The sequence below is a fragment of the Gordonia sp. SMJS1 genome, assembly GCF_029866425.1.
Taxonomy (GTDB): domain Bacteria; phylum Actinomycetota; class Actinomycetes; order Mycobacteriales; family Mycobacteriaceae; genus Gordonia; species Gordonia hongkongensis.
The window spans coordinates 5,119,252-5,136,818 of record NZ_CP123381.1; the positions used below are offsets into that span (position 1 = coordinate 5,119,252).

A 17,567-nucleotide genomic window follows, 5' to 3' on the forward strand; every position below is an offset into this window, starting at 1 on the left:
TGAAAATAGCCGATAGCATCGAGTGGTGCCCGGAAACTTCGTACGTCGTTGGTTCGGGAACGATTCACGCACGAATTCCGCGCCACCTGCATCATCGGAACAAATGACGGCAGCGTTCCTGGAGTCCGAATCCGTCCTGGCCGAGATCGATCCGGCCGTCGCGGTGACCGCCGCCCTCGACCCGCGGTCGCGCCTGCGCGCCTCGTGGTCGGACATCCGCGAGCAGCACGCCCAGGCGACGTCGGACTACCTCCGGCTGGTGTCCCCCCCGGCCGGCACACGCGTCGACCCCCGGGATCTCGACCGGTCGACACAGGCGCTGCGGTCGATCACCGCCTCCATGCGCGACTTCGCCCGGACCAACGCCGAGACCCTCGAGCGGGCGCGGGCCACGGTGCGGGCCGCCGACGCCCAGGACCACGAGGCGCGGGTGGCCGCCAACCGGGCGATGACCGCCCTGGAGAACGCCGCACCGGCGGTGGCACGACTGCAGTCGGTGTCGGATGCCACCGACGACCTCGCTCGTGCGCTCACGGCTTTCGACCAGGGCGCGGGGCTGCGTGCCCGGCAGACCGCCGCGGCAGCCGTGCTCAGTTCGGCGCGTCGCCTCGAACAACTTCTCGCCGAGGCCCCCGCCTTCGCCGACCGCGCACAGCAGGTCATCCGTTCGGTGGAAACGCGCCGGAGCGCGGTGTCCACCCGGAGCGCGCAACTCCCCGACACCCTCTCGGCACTGCGCCGGGAGTTCAGTGCCGATTGCTCCCTCGATCTACAGCGCAACGGCTCGGTCGTCGACGAACGGCTCGAACACGCCGACGCCGAGCTCGCGGCCGCCCGCGCGATGGTCGATGCTGCCCCCGACCAGGCCATCGGCCGCGCCGACGCCGCCCGCGACGACCTGGCCGTCGCGGAGAAGGCCGTCGACGCCGTGCTCGACCGGTTGCGACTCCTGCGGGAGGTGCGCGCCGACCCGCGGGGCGCGGAGCAGCGCGTGCGCTTTCGCCTGCGCGACGCCCAGCTCTTTGCGGTCAATCACCGTCTGGTTGACGAATGGGGCTCGGTCCTCGATGCTCAGGCCGACCGGATCGAGCGCGCCAAAGGGGTTCTGGATCGCATCCACCCCGACTACTGGAGCTACCTGACGCAGCTGCGTGCGGTGGACGACCGGATCACCGAGATCGTTTCGCGGATGAGAGGACAGGTGGCCGCAGGATGACCACCACTGCACGACACGACGACACCGGTCTCGAGCCCGGGACGATCCGGCACTTCGACCACCTGGAGCCGTCGGTCTCGAACTCCCTGTTCCATCGGCAGCCCGAGCCGATCGAGCCGACCTGGCCGGCGCAGCGGCTCGCCGTCGCGCTGGGCGCCACCCTGTACGTCCCGGCAACCCGGCCCGATCTTGCCGAGGTCATCCGCCGACGCCGCGCCGAGGGTGTGATCTCGATGGTCATCGACCTCGAGGACGCCGTCGCCGACGACGAGGAGGCCGAGGCGATCGAGCACGCCGTGGCCGCGTTGCGCGGTATCGCCGCGAACCCGTGCCGGCCGATGTTGCTGTTCGTCCGTCCGCGGTCGGCCGACCGGATAGTGCCGATCGCCACCGCGCTCGACACCCCGTCGGTGCTGACCGGGTTCGTCATCCCGAAGTTCTCGTCGGAGAATGCACCCGAGGCGTTCGACGCCGTTGCCGCTGCCGGACAGATCCTCGACAAGCACCTCTGGGTCATGCCGGTTCTCGAGTCGGCCGCGGTCGTGCACCGCGAGACCCGCGACGACGAGTTGACCGCCCTCGCGTCGCTCCTGAGCGCGCACCGTGACCACGTGCTCGCCGTGCGCATCGGTGCCACCGACATCTGTAGTCACTTCGGAATCCGCCGGGATCGTGACCTGACCATCTACGACGTCCGGGTCGCGGCCGATGTGATCGCCGGCATCGTCAACCATCTCGGCCGCAGCGACGAGAGCGGCTTCGTCGTGACGGGGCCGGTATGGGAGTACTTCGCCGACCACGAGCGCATGTTCCAGCCCATGTTGCGTCACACGCCGTTCCGCGAGAACGACGCCGTCTACTTCCGGCAGCAGCTCGTCAGCCGCGACATGGACGGTCTCCTCCGCGAGATCACCCTCGACCGCGCCAACGGCCTGCACGGCAAGACCGTCATCCACCCCGCGCATGTCGCCGCGGTGCACGCGTTGTCGGCGGTCACCCACGAGGAGTATCACGATGCACTCGACATCCTGGCCGGCGAGTCCGGCGGGGTACGGGCGTCGTCGTACCGCAACAAGATGAACGAGCTGAAGCCCCACCGCAACTGGGCCTTGCGGGTCATCGATCGCGCTGCCGCCTTCGGCGTGACCCGCCAGGGGGTCTCGTTCGTCGACCTGCTCACCGCGCTCGCCTCGCCCGGGCAGGCGAACTCGTGAACGATCCGGACACCGTCGGCATCGACTGGGTGACCGAACGTTTCGGCGTTCAGATCGCCGACGTCGGCGACGCTCCGGGTCACACGGTCCGCGACCTCGTCTCACTCGGCTTGCGCCACAATCGACGCCGTGCTCATCTGCTGGTCTCGACCGTGCTGGGCAAGCACATCCCGACCTCGCCCGCCATTGTCCGTGGCGCCGCCGACGATCTGGGCGCCGCGATCATCGCCGAGATCGGTGCGAATGCGGCGCGCGACGCCGTCGTCTTCGGCTTCGCCGAAACCGCGACCGGTCTCGGACACTGTGTCGCCGAACGCATTTCCGCATCCCGGTATCTGCACTCGACGCGGCGCAGACGCCCGGATGTGGTGGTGACGGGCACCTTCGAGGAAGGGCATTCACATGCGACGACGCATTTGCTGCAGCCCAGCGATTCCGCCTTCCTCGACGCGATGACACCCCAGGAGGTATTGATCCTGGTCGACGACGAGATCTCCACCGGCAAGACCGCGCTCGGCGCCATCGAGGCCATCGTCGCGGACCGTCCTCGTAAGCGGTTCGTCGTGGCGTCCCTGGTCGACATGCGTACCCCCGCGCAGAAGTCGGAATGCGATGATCTCGCAGCGAAACTCGGCGTCGATGTCGCTTACGTGGCGCTCGCGCACGGCTCGATCACCCTTCCCCCGGACCTCCTCGACGAGGTGTGGCAGCTCGGGTCCGACGAGCTCAACCCGGTGGCAGCCCGGCGCGGCGGCCTGGTCGCGGTGGCCCTCGACTGGCCGGCGGCAGTTCCCGACGGCGGCCGGCACGGAATTCTCCGCACCGACTCGACGGGCTTCCGGCGAGCGGCGACCGCGGCCGCCGACACCGTGGCGGCACAACTCGATCCGCGGCGCCCGGTTGTCGTGATCGGGCACGAGGAACTGATGTACGCACCCTTGTGCATCGCCGAGTCGCTGGAGCGTCGTGGCTTCGCCACCGGATACCAGACCACCACGAGGTCGCCGGCCCAGGTGCACGACGTCCCGGGTTATCCACTCCGGCGCGGATTCCGGTTCACCGCACCGGAACCCGATCCGGAGACGCCAAGGTATGTCTACAACGTGTCCTCCGTCGACCATCCGGACCCGCAGGTCGTCCTGATCGTCGACTCGCCGGCCGACACCGATGAGCTGCGTGCGCCCGGTGGACTCATCGACGTCCTCACCGCCGCCGGGCACCCGGTGGTGCTGGCCGTCGTGCCCGCCACCGACCAACGTTCCCTGGCACGAACCCGAGAGGCGGTGCGCTGATGGACATCGCCACCACCACGCCACCGCTGTGCGGACCGGAGTTCGGTTCGTACGCGGCCGACGAGGTCACCTGGCTGCTCAAAGACCTGTCCGACGTGGCGTTGGAAGGTGAACTGCGCGAACGGGAACGCCGAATCCAGTCCGGTCAGGCCCACTACGCGGAGTCGTTGCCGATCGAGTATCAACCCGGCCGCGAGTACCAGGAACTCTTCCATGCGACGCTACGGTCCTCGGCCCAGCGCCTCGCGGAAGCCGTCGGCGTGGTGTCCGAACTCATCCTGGCCGAGCGGCATTCCACGCCGACGCTGGTGTCGCTGGCGCGGGCCGGCACCCCGGTCGGCATCCTGATCCGACGGTGGATGGCGGCCGTCCACGGCATCGAACCCCAGCACTACACGATCTCGATCGTGCGCGCCCGCGGGATCGACACCGTCGCACTCGATCACATCGTGGCGCGGCACCCTGCCGAGTCGGTCGTCTTCGTCGACGGCTGGACCGGCAAGGGCGCCATCCAGCGCGAACTCACCGCCGCTGTCGACGACTACGCGCGCGCCGGCCGGCCGCAACTGCACGACGAACTCGCGGTGCTGGCGGACTCCGGCTCCTGCACGACCCTGTTCGGCACCAGGGACGACTTCCTCATCGCCTCCGCCTGCTTGAATTCCACTGTCTCCGGCCTGGTCTCGCGCACCGTCCTGAACGCCGACCACATCGGTCCGGGCGAGTTCCACGGAGCGAAGTTCTACCGCCATCTCGCCGACTTCGATGTCTCGGGACTGTTCCTGGACACCGTCAGCGCCGAGTTCGATGCAGTCGCCGACCGAGTTCGGGCGACGGTGTCGGCGATGACGCCGGAGTCACGCCGGCCCGACTGGTCCGGCTGGCGTTCCGTGGAACAGATCCAAGCCGAGTACGGCCTGTCGTCGATCAACCTGGTCAAGCCCGGCGTCGGCGAGACGACGCGGGTGCTGCTGCGTCGCGTACCGTGGCGCATCCTGGTGCGCGCCGACGATCTGCCCGAACATCGCCACATCCGGTTGCTCGCCGCCGAACGAGATGTGCCCGTGGAGGTCTCGCCCGATCTCGCGTACTCGTGTGTCGGGCTCATCAAGGAGGACTCGTGAACGCGCTGGTCGCCACCGATCTCGACCGGACCATGATCTACTCACGCGCCGCCATGGGCGACGAGCAGTTCGCGACCCTGGAGACCGTGTGCGTCGAGATCTACCGCGACGCGCCGCTGTCGTACATGACCACGACCGCCGTCGAACTGATGACCATCCTGGCACGTGAGGTCGTCGTCGTACCGACGACCACTCGCACCCCGGCACAGTTTGCCCGGATCGATCTGCCGGGCAGCCCATTTCGCCACGCCGTGGTCAGCAACGGTGGCCGGATCCTCGTCGACGGCGCCGACGATCCGGAATGGCGTGCGCACATCGACCGCGAGGTGACCCGCGCGGGCGCCACCCTCGACGAGGTCCGCGACGAACTCCGAACACGCATCGACGACTCCTGGGTCACCGCTCTGCGGACCGCCGACGACCTCTTCTGCTACCTGGTCGTCGACCCCGCGGTCCAACCGCCGAAGTTCCTCGAACAATGGCAGCAGTGGTGCGACGCACGTGGCTGGACGGCTTCCCAGCAGGGTCGCAAGATCTACGCGACCCCGCAGCCGGTGACCAAGTCGGCGGCCATCGCCGAAGTCCGGCGACGGCTCGTCGCTGACGGCACCCTCGACGACTCGGCAGTGCTCTGCGCGGCCGGCGACGGCTGGCTCGACACCGACCTGTTGCTCGCCGCCGATCACGCGATCCGCCCGCGGCACGGTGAGCTGGAATCGCTCGGCTGGTCGGCGCCCGGGCTCACGATCACCGCCGACACCGGGGCCCTCGCCGGTGTCGAGATCCTGCGGTGGTTCGGCGAGCGGAGCGGGATCACCGTGCCGGAATCCGCGACGCCTCCAGCGCGAGACCGGACCGTCGGGGTTCACGCGAACTGATCAACCGAACTGATCACGTGGGCATCGATCCGAGGACGTCGGAGTGCCCATGGCGTCGGCACCAGCTGATCAGGTATCGCGCGTGTAGGCCGCACCACCGGTAGACGGCGGCCTGGGTCATCGGCAGCGATGCGTCGTGCTCACCGCGCTCGACGATGATGGGCCCGAGGTAGTGGCTCGTCACCTTGTTCGCCGTGTTCGGCGACACCTTGGCGGCGCGGGCCAATGAGGCGTTGTCCGAGGCGCTGCCCGACGCAATCGCCCCCGCGAGACGGCCCGCGGTATGGCCGCGCCGACCATCGAACAACTGGTAGAGCGGTGGACGGCGCGCCGACGCGGCCCTGGGCAGGGCCTGGCCGAGCGCCACCGAGCGCACAACACCGACCAGCGTCGCGAAACCGTCCGATTTGGCGATGACCCCCGCGACCTCGTCGCGCAACCGCGCCTCGTCGAGATGGTCCTGTTCCAGCCCGTGTCCCTGGGTCGCCAGGACAACCGGCGCGTGCCGGTCATGGTGGTCGAGGGTGTCGATGACGTCGAGTCCGTCGAAGGTCCATTCCAGGTCGGGTCGGTTCCAGATCAGATCCGCCACCACGACGTCGAATCGCACGTTGCCGGCGATGCACTGGACGAACTCGTCGCGGCCGGTGGCAACGGTGACCGTGGCCTGGTCGAGCGCCTTGGTCAGCGGCACCGCGACCACGTGTCCCAGCGGGGAGGCGACGAGGACCCGCATGTCGGTCGGCACAGGCATGATCATGCCCGATATGTCCACGGTGTGCGCGATCACGCATCCGATCGGACGACAGGGTGATTATTTACCCTGCGATCACCACATCAGGTTCGAGATACCGCTGACAAACCGTCTCATGTTCGTGAGGCTGAAGAAATTGGCGTTCGTGAAATAAATTCTCGATGCCCGATCGCGAGCCATGTCGATCATCCGAGAGAGTCCCGCCGTGTGTTCGGCTCACAGCTCCCGGCCGAATCGAAGTCGACAGGAGATCCCGGCACGTGTCCGTACCCCTCAACGACGCCCCCCGGTCGGCGACCCCCGGCACCGGGCCCACTGCCGCGCCGAGTCCGGAGCGGCGAATCACGGCCGTCGTTGCCGAGCACGACATCTTCGACGCCGCCCTGGCCGCTCTCGTGGAGAGCGCCGGCTACGACGCGACGGTCGTCGAACCCGCCCAGCTCGCTGCCCTACGGAACCCGAGCGCGATTCTGGTGCGGTCGGCCGCGATGCTCGGATTCGTCCGGCGGGTGGCATCGCTGCGCACCGTCAAGGTCATCTTCGTGGGCAACGGGGTCGCGGGCTTCGATCACGTCCGTGTCTCACCGCGGGCCCCGGCCGCCGAGGACGAGCTGCAGCGGGCGCTCGAGACTGCGGTGGGACCGCCGACCCCGCCGTCCGCACCCACACTCGCGAACCGGGTGCGCATCACCGAACGGGAGCTGGAGATCCTGCAGACCTACACATTGGGTGCGACGCTGCGTCAGACGTCGCGTATCCACGAGATCGCCGAGAGCACGGTGCGCGAGCACTATCGGCGTGTCGCCCGACGCTACGAGGAAGCCGGCCGGCCGATCGGGAACAAGGCCCAGTTGCTGGTCGAGCTCATCGCCGACGGCTGGGTGCGCCCCTGACACCGCCGCTGTGACCGGAGACATCGTGGGATGGTTCGACCGGGTCGCCCGTCGCCCGTCGGCCCGGCATCGCGGCACGTGACCGGCGGTGACCCTTAGAAGAGCCCCACGGCGCGGCCGATCAGACCGAGCGCGACGACGAGAAAGATGATCGCCGCGACGGCGATGACGATCACGCCGCCGGCACGCCTGCGCTGCGGCGGTTCGTGCTCCTCTCCCCCGACCGCGGATTCCGCCGGCGGTGTGTCACCGGGCGCCACTCCGCCGCCGGGCTCGAGTCCCGCCGTGCTGGACGGGTCGGGGTTCTGCGGGTTGAACGGTTTGCGGGCGGGGTCGTTGTCAGCCATGCGGGCGGTGTACCCGGAATGGCGCGAAGTCACTCGCGGGCGGTCAGAGACCGGGTGCGAGTGCGGCGAACATCACGGGCAGATCCTCGGCCCAGTAGGGCCATGCGTGCGTTCCGATCGCGCGGAAATGGACGACCGGCTGCAGTCCCTCGGACCTCATCCGGCGGGCGAACTCGTTCGAGCACGCGTTGACCGACTTCTCGAGTACCGCTCCCGTCGCGATCTTCTCCGCACGGTGCCGGCCCGGGTCGAGCCGGGTGCGTTGATCGAGGGGGCCGGGCGCGCCGGTCCCGGACGCGATGAAGACGCGCTTCCGACGAGGGCCGGCAGGCGGCGACCCGGGTCGTGGTCGGCCCATCCCGGCGCGTTCCACGGACCCCACATGTTGGTGGGATCCCCACCGTCCCGGATGATCGCGGCTCGGATCTGCCCTTCGTGCACCGGGCCGGTCGTGAACGGGCAACCGCTGATGGAACCGACGCCCGTGTACAGGCCCGGCCGGCGCGTCGCGAGTGTGAACGCGGCCTGGCCGCCCATGGACAGGCCCGCGACCGCGTTCCGCCCGTTGCCGTGGAACCGGCCGTCGATCAGCGACGGCAGTTCGACGGTCAGGAAGATCTCCCACTGCGGACGCCCGAACGTCGCGTCGTCGTGCTGCCAGTTCGTGTAGAACGCCCCCTGGCCGCCGGGCAGCACCGCATTGACGTCCTTGTCGCGGAAATACCTGTCCGCGCGGGCTTCCCGAATCCAGTCGCTGATCGCCGTCTTGCGGCCGCCCCCGTCGAGGAGATACAGCGTCCCGCGCGACCGGGAGTGCGCCGGGTGCAACACACTCACCGGCACGTCCCGGCCCATCGCAGCCGAACGGATCACCAGATCGTGCCGCTGCGGCCCGACCGCCACACTGCTGATCACCGACGCCGACGCGGATACCGGTGCCGCCGAAACGATTCCCTGCGTACCCGAGACGATCGGACCGGCGACGAGCGCAGCCGCGAAGACCCTGATCAACCGGCGCCGAGCACGACTCATCCGGGGAGCACACCCAGCTGCCCGAGGAAGTCGAGCTGATCGAAGTACAGGTGCTCGGACATCAGCTCCGAGCCGTCGATCCGGTAGGTCGCACTCCATCGGAACGAGACAGGCCGTCCGGTGGGTTCGACCGGACCCGACGGACTCTGCAACACACCGTCGTGGACACCGTCGAACGTGCCCTCCACCGAGGCGTTGTCGCCGTCGACGACATACGAACCAACGGTGAGGCGACCGTCGGAGAAGGCGCCCTGGAAGACGGACAGGAAACCCAGTACGCCCTCCCGTCCCGTGAACACCCCACCCGGCGAGACCAATTCCGCATCGGCGGACCATGGTTCGTTCTCCGGTGCGCGGTCGTTGAAGGCATCGATGTGCGCGTCGATGACTGCTCGTGCATCACTCATGTCGGGCTCTCTTTCTCGGTTGTCGTCGGCAGATGCGCCGACATTCGGGTATCCGGATGACACAGACCGCGCGGCGGGTCAGGATGAGCGGGTCGATCGACGAACCGCCCGATCGACTTCGGTCACGATCGTCTGGGTCGAGTCGTAACCGGCGATCGCATGCGCCATCTGCCGACACCGAACGGCAACGCCGTCGTCGGCCAGGATGCGGCGTACCGTCGCGGCGAGGTCCGCAGGAGCGGGTCGCCGGGTCCCCAGATCTGCGCCGACCCCGAAGTACGCCACCCGAGCCGCGACTTCGGGCTTGTCCTCACCCCCTGGTACGACGACGACGGGCACGCCGTGGCGCAGTGCCTGCAGCACTCCGCCGTAGCCGCCGTTGGTGATCAGCACCGATGTGCGCGGCAATAGGGCGTCGTAGTCGAGGAACCGCGCGACCCGCGTGTTGTCGTTCCGCGGCAAGGGATCCGGGTCCGCACCGCCGGTTGTCACGACGACCTGGACGTCCATCTCGGCCAGCCCGGCGACGGCGGGTTCGATCAGTTGGGAGAAGTCGTCGTTGTCGAGCGTGCCCTGGGTGACGTGAACGATCGGGCGGTCGTCGTCGACCATCTCCGACCACCACGGCGGCGGGGGAACAGCACCGCCAGGGAACACCGGCCCCGCGAACACCGTGTTCGGCGCGAGATCTGATCGCGGATACTCGAATTCGGCCGGGCCCAACTGAACGAAACGGTCGAACGCCCTGGACAGGTCGAGGACGAAATGATCAAGCGAGCCCCCGGCCCGTCGGACCAGGTCGCGCGCCGAGGACTGCGTGGACGCGAACAACACCCGTCGTACTGCCATGTGAGCCAACCGGTTACGGAGCCGACCCAGTGGACCGGACATCGGCGGCAAGCCACTGTTGAAGGGGGCGACGTCGGGACTGGACTGAGCGAGCGGCATGGTGCCGACACCGATCACCGGAGGCCGCCGGCCCGGGGGCCGGGACAACAGGGGGATGATCCCGGCGAAGGTTCCGTCGCACACGATCACGTCGACACTCCGGCGGCCGAGGACCGATGTCACCGCCGTCGCCTGCTCCGGCAGCGGCGCGATGAACGTCCGCTCGACCTGGTAGCGCGAGAGCGCCAGTCCGCGGTACCGATGCCGGTCGGGGGTGAAGCTGTCGGGGTCACGTTCGTCCAGATCGGCGACTCCGGTCAGCGATTCGACGGTCAGCCCGGCGTCGCCAACCCGGTCGGCGAAACGCGAGCCGGTCAGCATGATCACCTCGTGACCCCGATCCGCGAGCACACGTCCGACAGCGGTGAGCGGACCGACGTGTCCGGCCAGCGGCGTGGCGCACAGCAGAATGGTCGACATCGATCCTCCATTTGGATAGAGCTCGACTCTAACCAAATTAGACGACGGATGATCACTCTCGCGTAATCGGTCCCATCTTTGCACTTCAGCGGGCTAAGTGAATTCGGGGACCGTGATCGACCTTTGGGCGAAGCCCAGCAACGCCACTACTATCGTTGTCGTTGGAGTCCGACCCGACCGGAGGCCGGCGTGAGCAAACGCCCCTACACACCGCGTAAGCGCGCGATCAGCGCCGCGCAGACGCGGACACGCATCCTCGACGCCGCCCAGGCGCTGTTCGTCCAGCAGGGATATTCGCGGACCACCGTGCAGCAGATCGCGCAGCAGGCCGAGGTGTCCGTCGGCACCGTGCATCAGGCGGGGTCGAAAGCGTCCCTCATGACGGCCGTCCTCGAACGCGCCTTCACCGGTGACGAGAAGTTCGTCTCGCTGCTCGAGCGACCCGAGTTCATCGCGATCATGAACGACACCGACACCGATCGCGCCATCGGGCGGTACGTCGACCACGTCGTCGCCGCGAACAGCCGGATCGCCGATCTATGGCATGCCGCGACGCTGGCGGCCGACACCGACCCGGCCATCGGCGAACAGCTCGAGCGGTCTGAGCTCCGCCGGCTCGACGACGTGCACACCGGCTGCCACTGGTTCGTCCACCGGGGCCTGATCTCCGACACCCGGGTCGATGAATTCGCCGACATACTGAGCTATCTCACCGGCCCGGCGACCCATCGCTACTTCACCGTCGAACGGAACTGGAGCACCGCGCGATTACGCAGCTGGCTGCTCACCGGCATCATGGCGGCGATGCGGTAGTCACACGTGCGGGTCGCCGGCCGTGGTGAGCGGTGGTCGAAGGACCAGGACGACGACGATCGCGACGAGGAAGACGGCGGTCAAGGCGAACGGGACCGGGATGACCGGGTCGAGCAGGACCAGGAGCGCACCGACCGGTACCACGGTGTTCACCACGCGATCGGCGTTGGCGCGCAGAGCAATCCACCAGATGCCCAAGATGAAGACCGCGATGGGGATCGTGACAGTGAACGACGCCTGGGTTTCCGTCAACTCGCTGTGGTGGGTCAGGACGTCGATCTCGACCTCGATACCGGCCGAGAAGGCACCAGCAGCGGCGAAGACGAAGTAGTGGACGTATCCGTACCGGAGGGAGTCGGCGAGCGATCCGATGGCCCGGTGGTGCGGCGGCCAGAAGTAGATCCACCACAGCGCGGCGGTCGCGATGAACGTGAGGATCGCGATCGAGATCAGCGGGGCGAGCTCCTGTTCGTTGTGCAGCGCCTCGATGATGGCGTTCGACGACGCCAACAGGCTCTCGCCGAGCAGGATCAGCGTGAACAGTCCGTACCGTTCGGTGATGTGATGCGGATGCCACGGAGTGTTTCCCTGCTTCTCGGCGACCACCGGCACCGCGAGCTCGGCACCGACGAGCATCACGAACCCGATGGTTGCGGCTGCTCCCGACGGTACGAGCAGCCATAGCAGCCACAGGATCTGGACGACGGCGATCCCGGCGGCATAGAGCCGGGTCGTCCGGCGGCGGTCTCCGGCAGAGCCGGAAGCGCGCAACCACTGCGCGACCATCGCGACGCGCATGACCACGTAGCCGAACACGACCAGGGTGAACTCGTGGTCGACGAAGGCGGGCTCGATCCCGGCGGCCAGCACCAGCACACCCGCCATCTGGACGAAGGTGAGCACCCGGTAGAGCCAGTCGTCGGTGCCGAACGATGTCGCGAACCAGGTGAAGTTCATCCACGCCCACCAGATGGCGAAGAAGATGAAGGCGTACGACACGACCCCGTCGACGATGTGGTTCTCGGTGAGTGCGTGATGGAGCTGGACGGCCGCGATGCTGACCGCGACCACGAAGACCAGATCGAAGAAGAGCTCGAGCGTGCTGGCCGTCCGGCCCGGTTCGGCCGGGTCTCGTAGGCGCATGGTGTTCAGGTGAAAGCGCTCAGACATCGTTGCCCCCGATCGGTCGCTGCGTGTGCACGAGATCATGCCATCGGCGCCGAGGGCATGCGCTCAGGAGCGCGGGTCGGGGTGTCCCACCGCCGACGGCGGTCGGCGTGAGGGGCGCACGCCGTGTGACCTCGGCGATCTGCGCAGGTGACGGGCGGGATGGACCCGTCGTGGCACAGTGAACACGTGCTGCTGCCCACCCTGACCCCCACCGCACCGGACGACCCCGCCGTGATCCGTGTCGGCGACGACAAGCTGTCGCGCGAGGACCTCGTCGGGGCCGCGACGGCGGTCGCCGAACGGATCGCCGGTGCCCGAACCGTCGCGGTACTGGCCACGCCGACGGTGGAGACGGTGCTGGCGGTGGTGGGCGCGCTGATCGCCGGGGTGCCGGTCGTCCCCGTTCCGCCCGACTCCGGGCCGCGCGAGTTCGAGCACATCCTCGCGGACTCGGGGGCACAGGCGTGGCTCGGACAGGCCCCCACCGCGCCGACCCTGCCCGTCATCCCGGTCCGCCGCTACGCGAAATCGTGGCACCGTCACCCGGAACCGCACGCCGATTCGACCGCACTGATCCTCTATACCTCCGGCACGACCGGCCTCCCGAAGGGGGTTCCGATCACCAGGCAGAGCATCGCCGAGGGCCTCGACGCACTCGCCGATGCGTGGTTGTGGACCGCCGACGACACTCTGGCGCATGGCCTTCCGCTGTTCCATGTCCACGGGTTGATCCTGGGGGTCCTGGGTCCCCTGCGACGGGGCGGGCGACTGATCCACACCGTCACCCCGACCGCGGACACCTACGCCGGTGCCGCCGGATCCGGCGCGACCATGTTCTTCGGCGTGCCGACGGTGTGGAGCCGCGTCGCCGCCGATCCGACTGCGGCACAGACGCTGTCGTCGGCGCGCGTCCTGGTGTCGGGCAGCGCCCCGCTTCCCGTGCCGGTCTTCGAGCGGATCCACGAGCTCACCGGCCACGAGATCGTCGAGCGTTACGGCATGACCGAAACACTGATCACCGTCAGCACGCGCGTCGACGGACAGCGCCGGCCCGGATGGGTGGGTCTCCCGCTCGCCCACGTGGAGACCAGGCTGGTGGAGAACGGTGAGCCGCTGCCCCACGACGGCGAGAGCGTGGGCGATCTCCACGTCCGCGGCCCGATGATGGCGTCCGGGTATCTGAATCGTCCGGATGCGACTGCCGAATCCTGGCTTCCGGACGGCTTTTTCGCGACCGGTGACGTCGCGGTCATCGACGGGGGCGGGATGCACCGCATCGTCGGCCGACGAGCGACCGACCTCATCAAGTCCGGCGGGTTCCGCATCGGGGCCGGCGAGATCGAGACCGTCCTGCTCGCCCACCCGGCGGTCCGTGAGGTGGCGGTGATCGGCGTCCCCGACGACTACCTGGGCCAACGCATCGTCGCCTACGTCGTCGGCGACCAGGTCGCCGACACCGAGCTCATCGAATTCGTCGCCGGCGAGCTGTCGAATCACAAGCGGCCGCGCGAGATCCGGTTCGTCGAGTCCCTCCCGCGCAATGCCATGGGCAAGGTGCAGAAGAAGCTGCTGGAGTGACCGTCGTCTGAAAACCGCCCGGTGGAGCGGACCCGACGACGGTCTGCCGGCTGTCCGTTTTCCACGGGCGGTTTTCACACGGCTGACGTAGTAATCCACAGACGTCTCGGACGCCGGGTTCTGCCCGCCGCCACGATAGACACTGTCCCGCATGACCTTCGACGAGCTCACCGAGCGGTTCGGCGGCGTCGTCGCCACCCATCAACTCCTGGCCGCCGGCGAGACCTCCGCATCGATCCGGGATGCGTGCCGTTCCGGCACGCTCTCGTCGATACGCCACGGGTGGTACCGGACCGAGGCCGCCGAACCAGAAGTGGTCGAGGCAGTCGCCGATCATGGCGTCGTCTCCTGTGCGACCGCGCTACGACGCCACGGACTCTGGATACCTGAACATCCCGAACAAGTGCATTCGCGTGTGACGCGCCACGAGCGACGCCGATCCCACGACAGGTGCCGACGGTACGGCCGGCCGACCCCGGCCAACGGCGCCGTCGACGATGTCGCGACAGCATTGCAGTACGCCGCCCGATGCTTCGACGTCGAGGGATTCGTCATCCTGTGCGACTCCGCACTCAACACCGGCAAGATCACCCCCGCACGACTCCGCACCGAGTTCGATGACGCGCCGATGTTCATCAAGCGCGCCATCGAGAAGACTCACCAACTTGCCGCGTCCGGAACCGAGACAGCAGCCCGCCTACGTCTCCGGAGCGCCGGCTTGCGAGTCACGGTCCAGCACCACGTACCCGGTGTCGGATGGGTCGATCTGCTCGTCGGAGAACGGCTCGCGCTCGAGCTGGACAGCGTCGAACACCACTCCGGAATCGAGAAGTACGAGGAGGATCGCACTCGAGACCGAAAGCTGATCTCACGCGGTTACTTTCCGTTGCGGGTCACCTATGCACAGGTGTTCGGCGACTGGGCGACACCTATGCGGACATCGCCGAGATCATCGCTCGGGGGTACCACCGCAGCCGGTCGTCTGCCTGGAGAAAACCCAGCTGATAACCGCCCATCAGAAACGGACACCGGGCGCTACGTCCCCGAGCCCTTTCCACCGGGCGGTTTTCAGCGAACCCAGGCCGTCAGTTGGCCCACGACCGCTCGGCCAGCCACTCGGTGATGGTCCCGACCGCCTCCTTCAGGTGTGAGATCTGGTCCCGGCCCGAGTAGTAGTGCGTCGCACCGACAATGGTGTGCAGGGTCTTGTCGGGATGACCGACCGCGTCGAAGAGGCGGTGCGTATGACTGGGCGTGCACGCGTTGTCGGCGGAGTTGCCGATGACCAGTGTCGGGACGGCGAGATCGGCCGCACACCGGGGACCGTCGCCGTTGGCGTCGTCGAAGCTCCACTGCGACAGCCAACTTCGCAGCGTGGTGAACCGGGCGAGCCCGACCGGTCCCATGTTCACGATCCGCGGATCACCCAGGTAGCAACCGAGCCTGCGATCGCTCGGGTCGACGGTCAGGTCGAGCCAGCGCGGATCGGCCATCGTTCCGTGCACGATGAAACCGCGCTCCATCAGCGGTTCGCCGCGCTCGCGCAGATCGACGAGTCGCTCTTTCACCCAGGCGGTGATCCGCCGGTTACGGTCGATCTGCGCCGCGCGGTAGCGGTCGAGGAACTCTGCCGAGTACGGCGGCTGGTTCGGATTCGAGGGGTTGTAGAGGTCCAGCTCCGGGTCGCGGTTGTCGGGATCAGACTCGTCGAGAATCGACGGGTCCATCCACTCGGTCAGAGTGCCGTGCCGCGAGACGTGCGCCGCAAGCAGCATCATGCCGTCCGCGGCGGGGAGGTCGAGGGCGGTCAGGTCCGGCGGCTCACCGGCGGGGGTCGCGGTGACCGTCGCGTGCTGTGCCTGCTGCTGGTAGTACAGCGACAGGGCGCCGCCACCGCTCCACCCGGCCAGGATGACCTTCTCGTAACCGAGGCGTTCGCGCGCATCCTTCACGCACGCACCGAGATCCTGCACCACCTTCTCCATGATCAACGCACTGTCGACGCCGCGATACCGGCTGTTGCAGTAGATGACGTGGTGACCGGCGCGGGCGAGCGCATTGGTCATCGGCAAGTAGGCGCCGCCCCCGATCGGGTGCATGAAGACGATGACGTTCTTCGACGGCACGCCACGGGGGCGGAGCAGGTAGCTCTCGAGCACCACGCTCTCGGTGACCCCGCCGTAGGTGTCCTGGTACGCCGAGAGATCTTCGAAGACAACGAGGTACGGAATACGGTCGTAGTCGTGACGGGGCACGTCCCCCCGGTCGCTCATACTCGTGACCCGGCGTCGGCCTGTGCGGAGTCCGCGACCCCGGATTCGAAAAGTGCGGGTGCGGCGATCAACCGTCGACGGGTGTCGATCGAGATCACCTGCCATTCCACGCGGTCGAACTCGTCGAACTTGCGCCGGGAACGCTCTCGCGCCCGCTCCGGGATGCCGTGATGCATCCCCTGGGGTGCGTGGGAGATCAGACCCGGCGGCATGCCGACTCCGAACATGCTGCCGCCGTGGAAGAACGCGATCTCGTCGAAGTCGGTGTTCCGGTGGTACCACGGCAGCCGTTCGGCACCCTTGCGCGCCTCGGCGGGGCGCGGCAGGAAGTTCATCACGTACACCCCGGTCGCCTGCATGAACAGATGCACCGTGGGCGGCAGATGCACCGTCTCGGAGGTGATGACGTCGTAGTCCTCGATGTTGAACGTGAACGGGAAATTGTCTCCACGCCAGCCCTCTACGTCGAGCGGGTGGAACGGGTAGAACAGCGATGTCTGCCCCTCTCGCTGCCGGAACCGCACCTCGTACTCGTCTCGGCCGTCACCGTCGAACGCCTCCGCCTCGGGAACGACGACGAGCGAGGAGTCGAAGGGGAAGAACCTGCCCAGCATGCCGGGCTCGGGCACCCGGAACTCGTCGACCGCCTCGATGACGAGCAGCAACGACGCACCGTCGGGCACCTGACGATAGGTGCACCCCTTGGGGAGATATACGTAATCGCCGGGCCGGTAGGGCAATCGACCGAACTCGGTCTCGAAATACCCGGTGCCCTCGTGGACGAAGACGAGTTCGTCGCCGTCGACCGGGCGAAACCAGAACGGAGCGGCCTCTTTCCGACGACTCAAAGAAATCCGGCAGTCCTCGTTATGGAACATCAGCAGCGGCTCACCCGCGGGGTCGTTCTGGTCGGTGGGCGCGAGGTCGGTGACGATTCGATCGACGCCCGTGTGGGTGCCCACCGCCCGGAACTGCGTCGGGTCGTTGCGTCGATACAGATGTGCCGTGCGGCCGGTGAAACCGTAGCGTCCGAGTTCATCGTCTTTCAGATCGGCGACATCTCGGTGCACCTGCCGAGGCGTGCGCCCCTTGCGGTGCTGGACGAACGATTCCATGCCGAACTCCTGTCTCTGCGTTTTTCTGATGCTAGATTCAGGTTCAGAAGATGACAAGGGTCACACTGTCGTTCGATCCGAGTGCGGTCGTCG

The 17,567-nt window shown here is 67.8% G+C and carries 17 protein-coding genes; 9 read left to right on the plus strand and 8 right to left on the minus strand.

Features of this window, described 5'->3' with window-relative positions; all coding sequences use genetic code 11:
* Positions 1-103: 103 nt before the first annotated feature.
* Genes QAD21_RS23105 through QAD21_RS23125 form a run of 5 tightly spaced genes read left to right on the plus strand, consistent with a single transcriptional unit; the run spans position 104 to position 5,724 of the window.
* Complete coding sequence (locus QAD21_RS23105) at positions 104-1,216, plus strand: hypothetical protein (protein WP_065629496.1); 1,113 nt, start codon at positions 104-106, stop codon at positions 1,214-1,216.
* On the plus strand, positions 1,213-2,430 hold the full coding sequence (locus tag QAD21_RS23110; RefSeq protein WP_065629497.1) for an HpcH/HpaI aldolase/citrate lyase family protein: 1,218 nt from the start codon (positions 1,213-1,215) through the stop codon (positions 2,428-2,430). Before QAD21_RS23105 ends, QAD21_RS23110 begins: the two co-directional genes overlap by 4 nt.
* Positions 2,427-3,722 (plus strand): phosphoribosyltransferase family protein, encoded by a 1,296-nt coding sequence (locus QAD21_RS23115; protein ID WP_280360299.1) that lies wholly within the window; start codon positions 2,427-2,429, stop codon positions 3,720-3,722. Before QAD21_RS23110 ends, QAD21_RS23115 begins: the two co-directional genes overlap by 4 nt.
* Positions 3,722-4,846, plus strand: coding sequence for a cysteine protease StiP family protein (locus QAD21_RS23120; RefSeq protein ID WP_065629499.1), 1,125 nt, complete (start codon positions 3,722-3,724; stop codon positions 4,844-4,846). Before QAD21_RS23115 ends, QAD21_RS23120 begins: the two co-directional genes overlap by 1 nt.
* The gene (locus QAD21_RS23125) at positions 4,843-5,724 is read left to right on the plus strand and encodes an HAD family hydrolase (protein ID WP_065629500.1); all 882 of its coding nucleotides are present in this window, start codon (positions 4,843-4,845) and stop codon (positions 5,722-5,724) included. Before QAD21_RS23120 ends, QAD21_RS23125 begins: the two co-directional genes overlap by 4 nt.
* Positions 5,725-5,737: 13 nt before the next feature.
* Here the strand turns inward: QAD21_RS23125 and QAD21_RS23130 are convergent, their stop codons facing one another.
* The gene (locus QAD21_RS23130; protein ID WP_065629525.1) at positions 5,738-6,478 is read right to left on the minus strand and encodes a response regulator; all 741 of its coding nucleotides are present in this window, start codon (positions 6,476-6,478) and stop codon (positions 5,738-5,740) included.
* A gap of 260 nt (positions 6,479-6,738) precedes the next feature.
* Between QAD21_RS23130 and QAD21_RS23135 the strand changes: the two genes are divergently transcribed.
* Positions 6,739-7,371: a helix-turn-helix transcriptional regulator gene (locus tag QAD21_RS23135; protein ID WP_254661169.1), complete on the plus strand. Its 633-nt coding sequence runs from the start codon at positions 6,739-6,741 to the stop codon at positions 7,369-7,371.
* 95 nt (positions 7,372-7,466) lie between these two features.
* Here QAD21_RS23135 and QAD21_RS23140 read toward each other — a convergent pair whose 3' ends face one another.
* The 4 genes from QAD21_RS23140 to QAD21_RS23155 form a co-directional block, all read right to left on the minus strand.
* Positions 7,467-7,718 carry a DUF6480 family protein gene (locus tag QAD21_RS23140; protein WP_065629501.1) on the minus strand — a complete coding sequence of 84 codons (252 nt, stop codon included), beginning with the start codon at positions 7,716-7,718 and terminating at the stop codon, positions 7,467-7,469.
* Positions 7,719-7,874: 156 nt separating this feature from the next.
* Complete coding sequence (locus QAD21_RS23145; RefSeq protein WP_280360300.1) at positions 7,875-8,750, minus strand: alpha/beta hydrolase family protein; 876 nt, start codon at positions 8,748-8,750, stop codon at positions 7,875-7,877.
* Positions 8,747-9,157: an ester cyclase gene (locus QAD21_RS23150; protein ID WP_058252902.1), complete on the minus strand. Its 411-nt coding sequence runs from the start codon at positions 9,155-9,157 to the stop codon at positions 8,747-8,749. The genes QAD21_RS23145 and QAD21_RS23150 overlap by 4 nt, the downstream gene beginning before the upstream one ends.
* Before the next feature lie 78 nt (positions 9,158-9,235).
* Positions 9,236-10,525: a nucleotide disphospho-sugar-binding domain-containing protein gene (locus QAD21_RS23155; protein ID WP_065629503.1), complete on the minus strand. Its 1,290-nt coding sequence runs from the start codon at positions 10,523-10,525 to the stop codon at positions 9,236-9,238.
* Positions 10,526-10,714: 189 nt separating this feature from the next.
* On the opposite strand from QAD21_RS23155, the gene QAD21_RS23160 reads away from it, so the two are divergent.
* A complete protein-coding gene (locus QAD21_RS23160) occupies positions 10,715-11,338 on the plus strand; it encodes a TetR/AcrR family transcriptional regulator (RefSeq protein WP_065629504.1) in 624 nt (207 codons plus the stop codon).
* Here QAD21_RS23160 and QAD21_RS23165 read toward each other — a convergent pair whose 3' ends face one another.
* Positions 11,339-12,508, minus strand: coding sequence for a low temperature requirement protein A (locus tag QAD21_RS23165; protein WP_083207252.1), 1,170 nt, complete (start codon positions 12,506-12,508; stop codon positions 11,339-11,341).
* A 186-nt stretch (positions 12,509-12,694) separates the two neighbouring features.
* Here QAD21_RS23165 and QAD21_RS23170 point away from each other — a divergent pair, with 186 nt between their 5' ends.
* Positions 12,695-14,086 carry an acyl-CoA synthetase gene (locus tag QAD21_RS23170; RefSeq protein WP_211540120.1) on the plus strand — a complete coding sequence of 464 codons (1,392 nt, stop codon included), beginning with the start codon at positions 12,695-12,697 and terminating at the stop codon, positions 14,084-14,086.
* Positions 14,087-14,237: 151 nt separating this feature from the next.
* Entirely contained in the window at positions 14,238-15,209 is a 972-nt protein-coding gene (locus QAD21_RS23175) for a hypothetical protein (RefSeq protein WP_280360301.1), read from the plus strand.
* On the opposite strand, the gene QAD21_RS23180 is transcribed toward QAD21_RS23175, so the two are convergent.
* Complete coding sequence (locus QAD21_RS23180) at positions 15,172-16,359, minus strand: alpha/beta fold hydrolase (protein WP_280360302.1); 1,188 nt, start codon at positions 16,357-16,359, stop codon at positions 15,172-15,174. The genes QAD21_RS23175 and QAD21_RS23180 overlap by 38 nt on opposite strands.
* The gene (locus QAD21_RS23185; protein ID WP_065629507.1) at positions 16,356-17,474 is read right to left on the minus strand and encodes a homogentisate 1,2-dioxygenase; all 1,119 of its coding nucleotides are present in this window, start codon (positions 17,472-17,474) and stop codon (positions 16,356-16,358) included. Before QAD21_RS23185 ends, QAD21_RS23180 begins: the two co-directional genes overlap by 4 nt.
* Between the last annotated feature and the right edge of the window lie 93 nt (positions 17,475-17,567).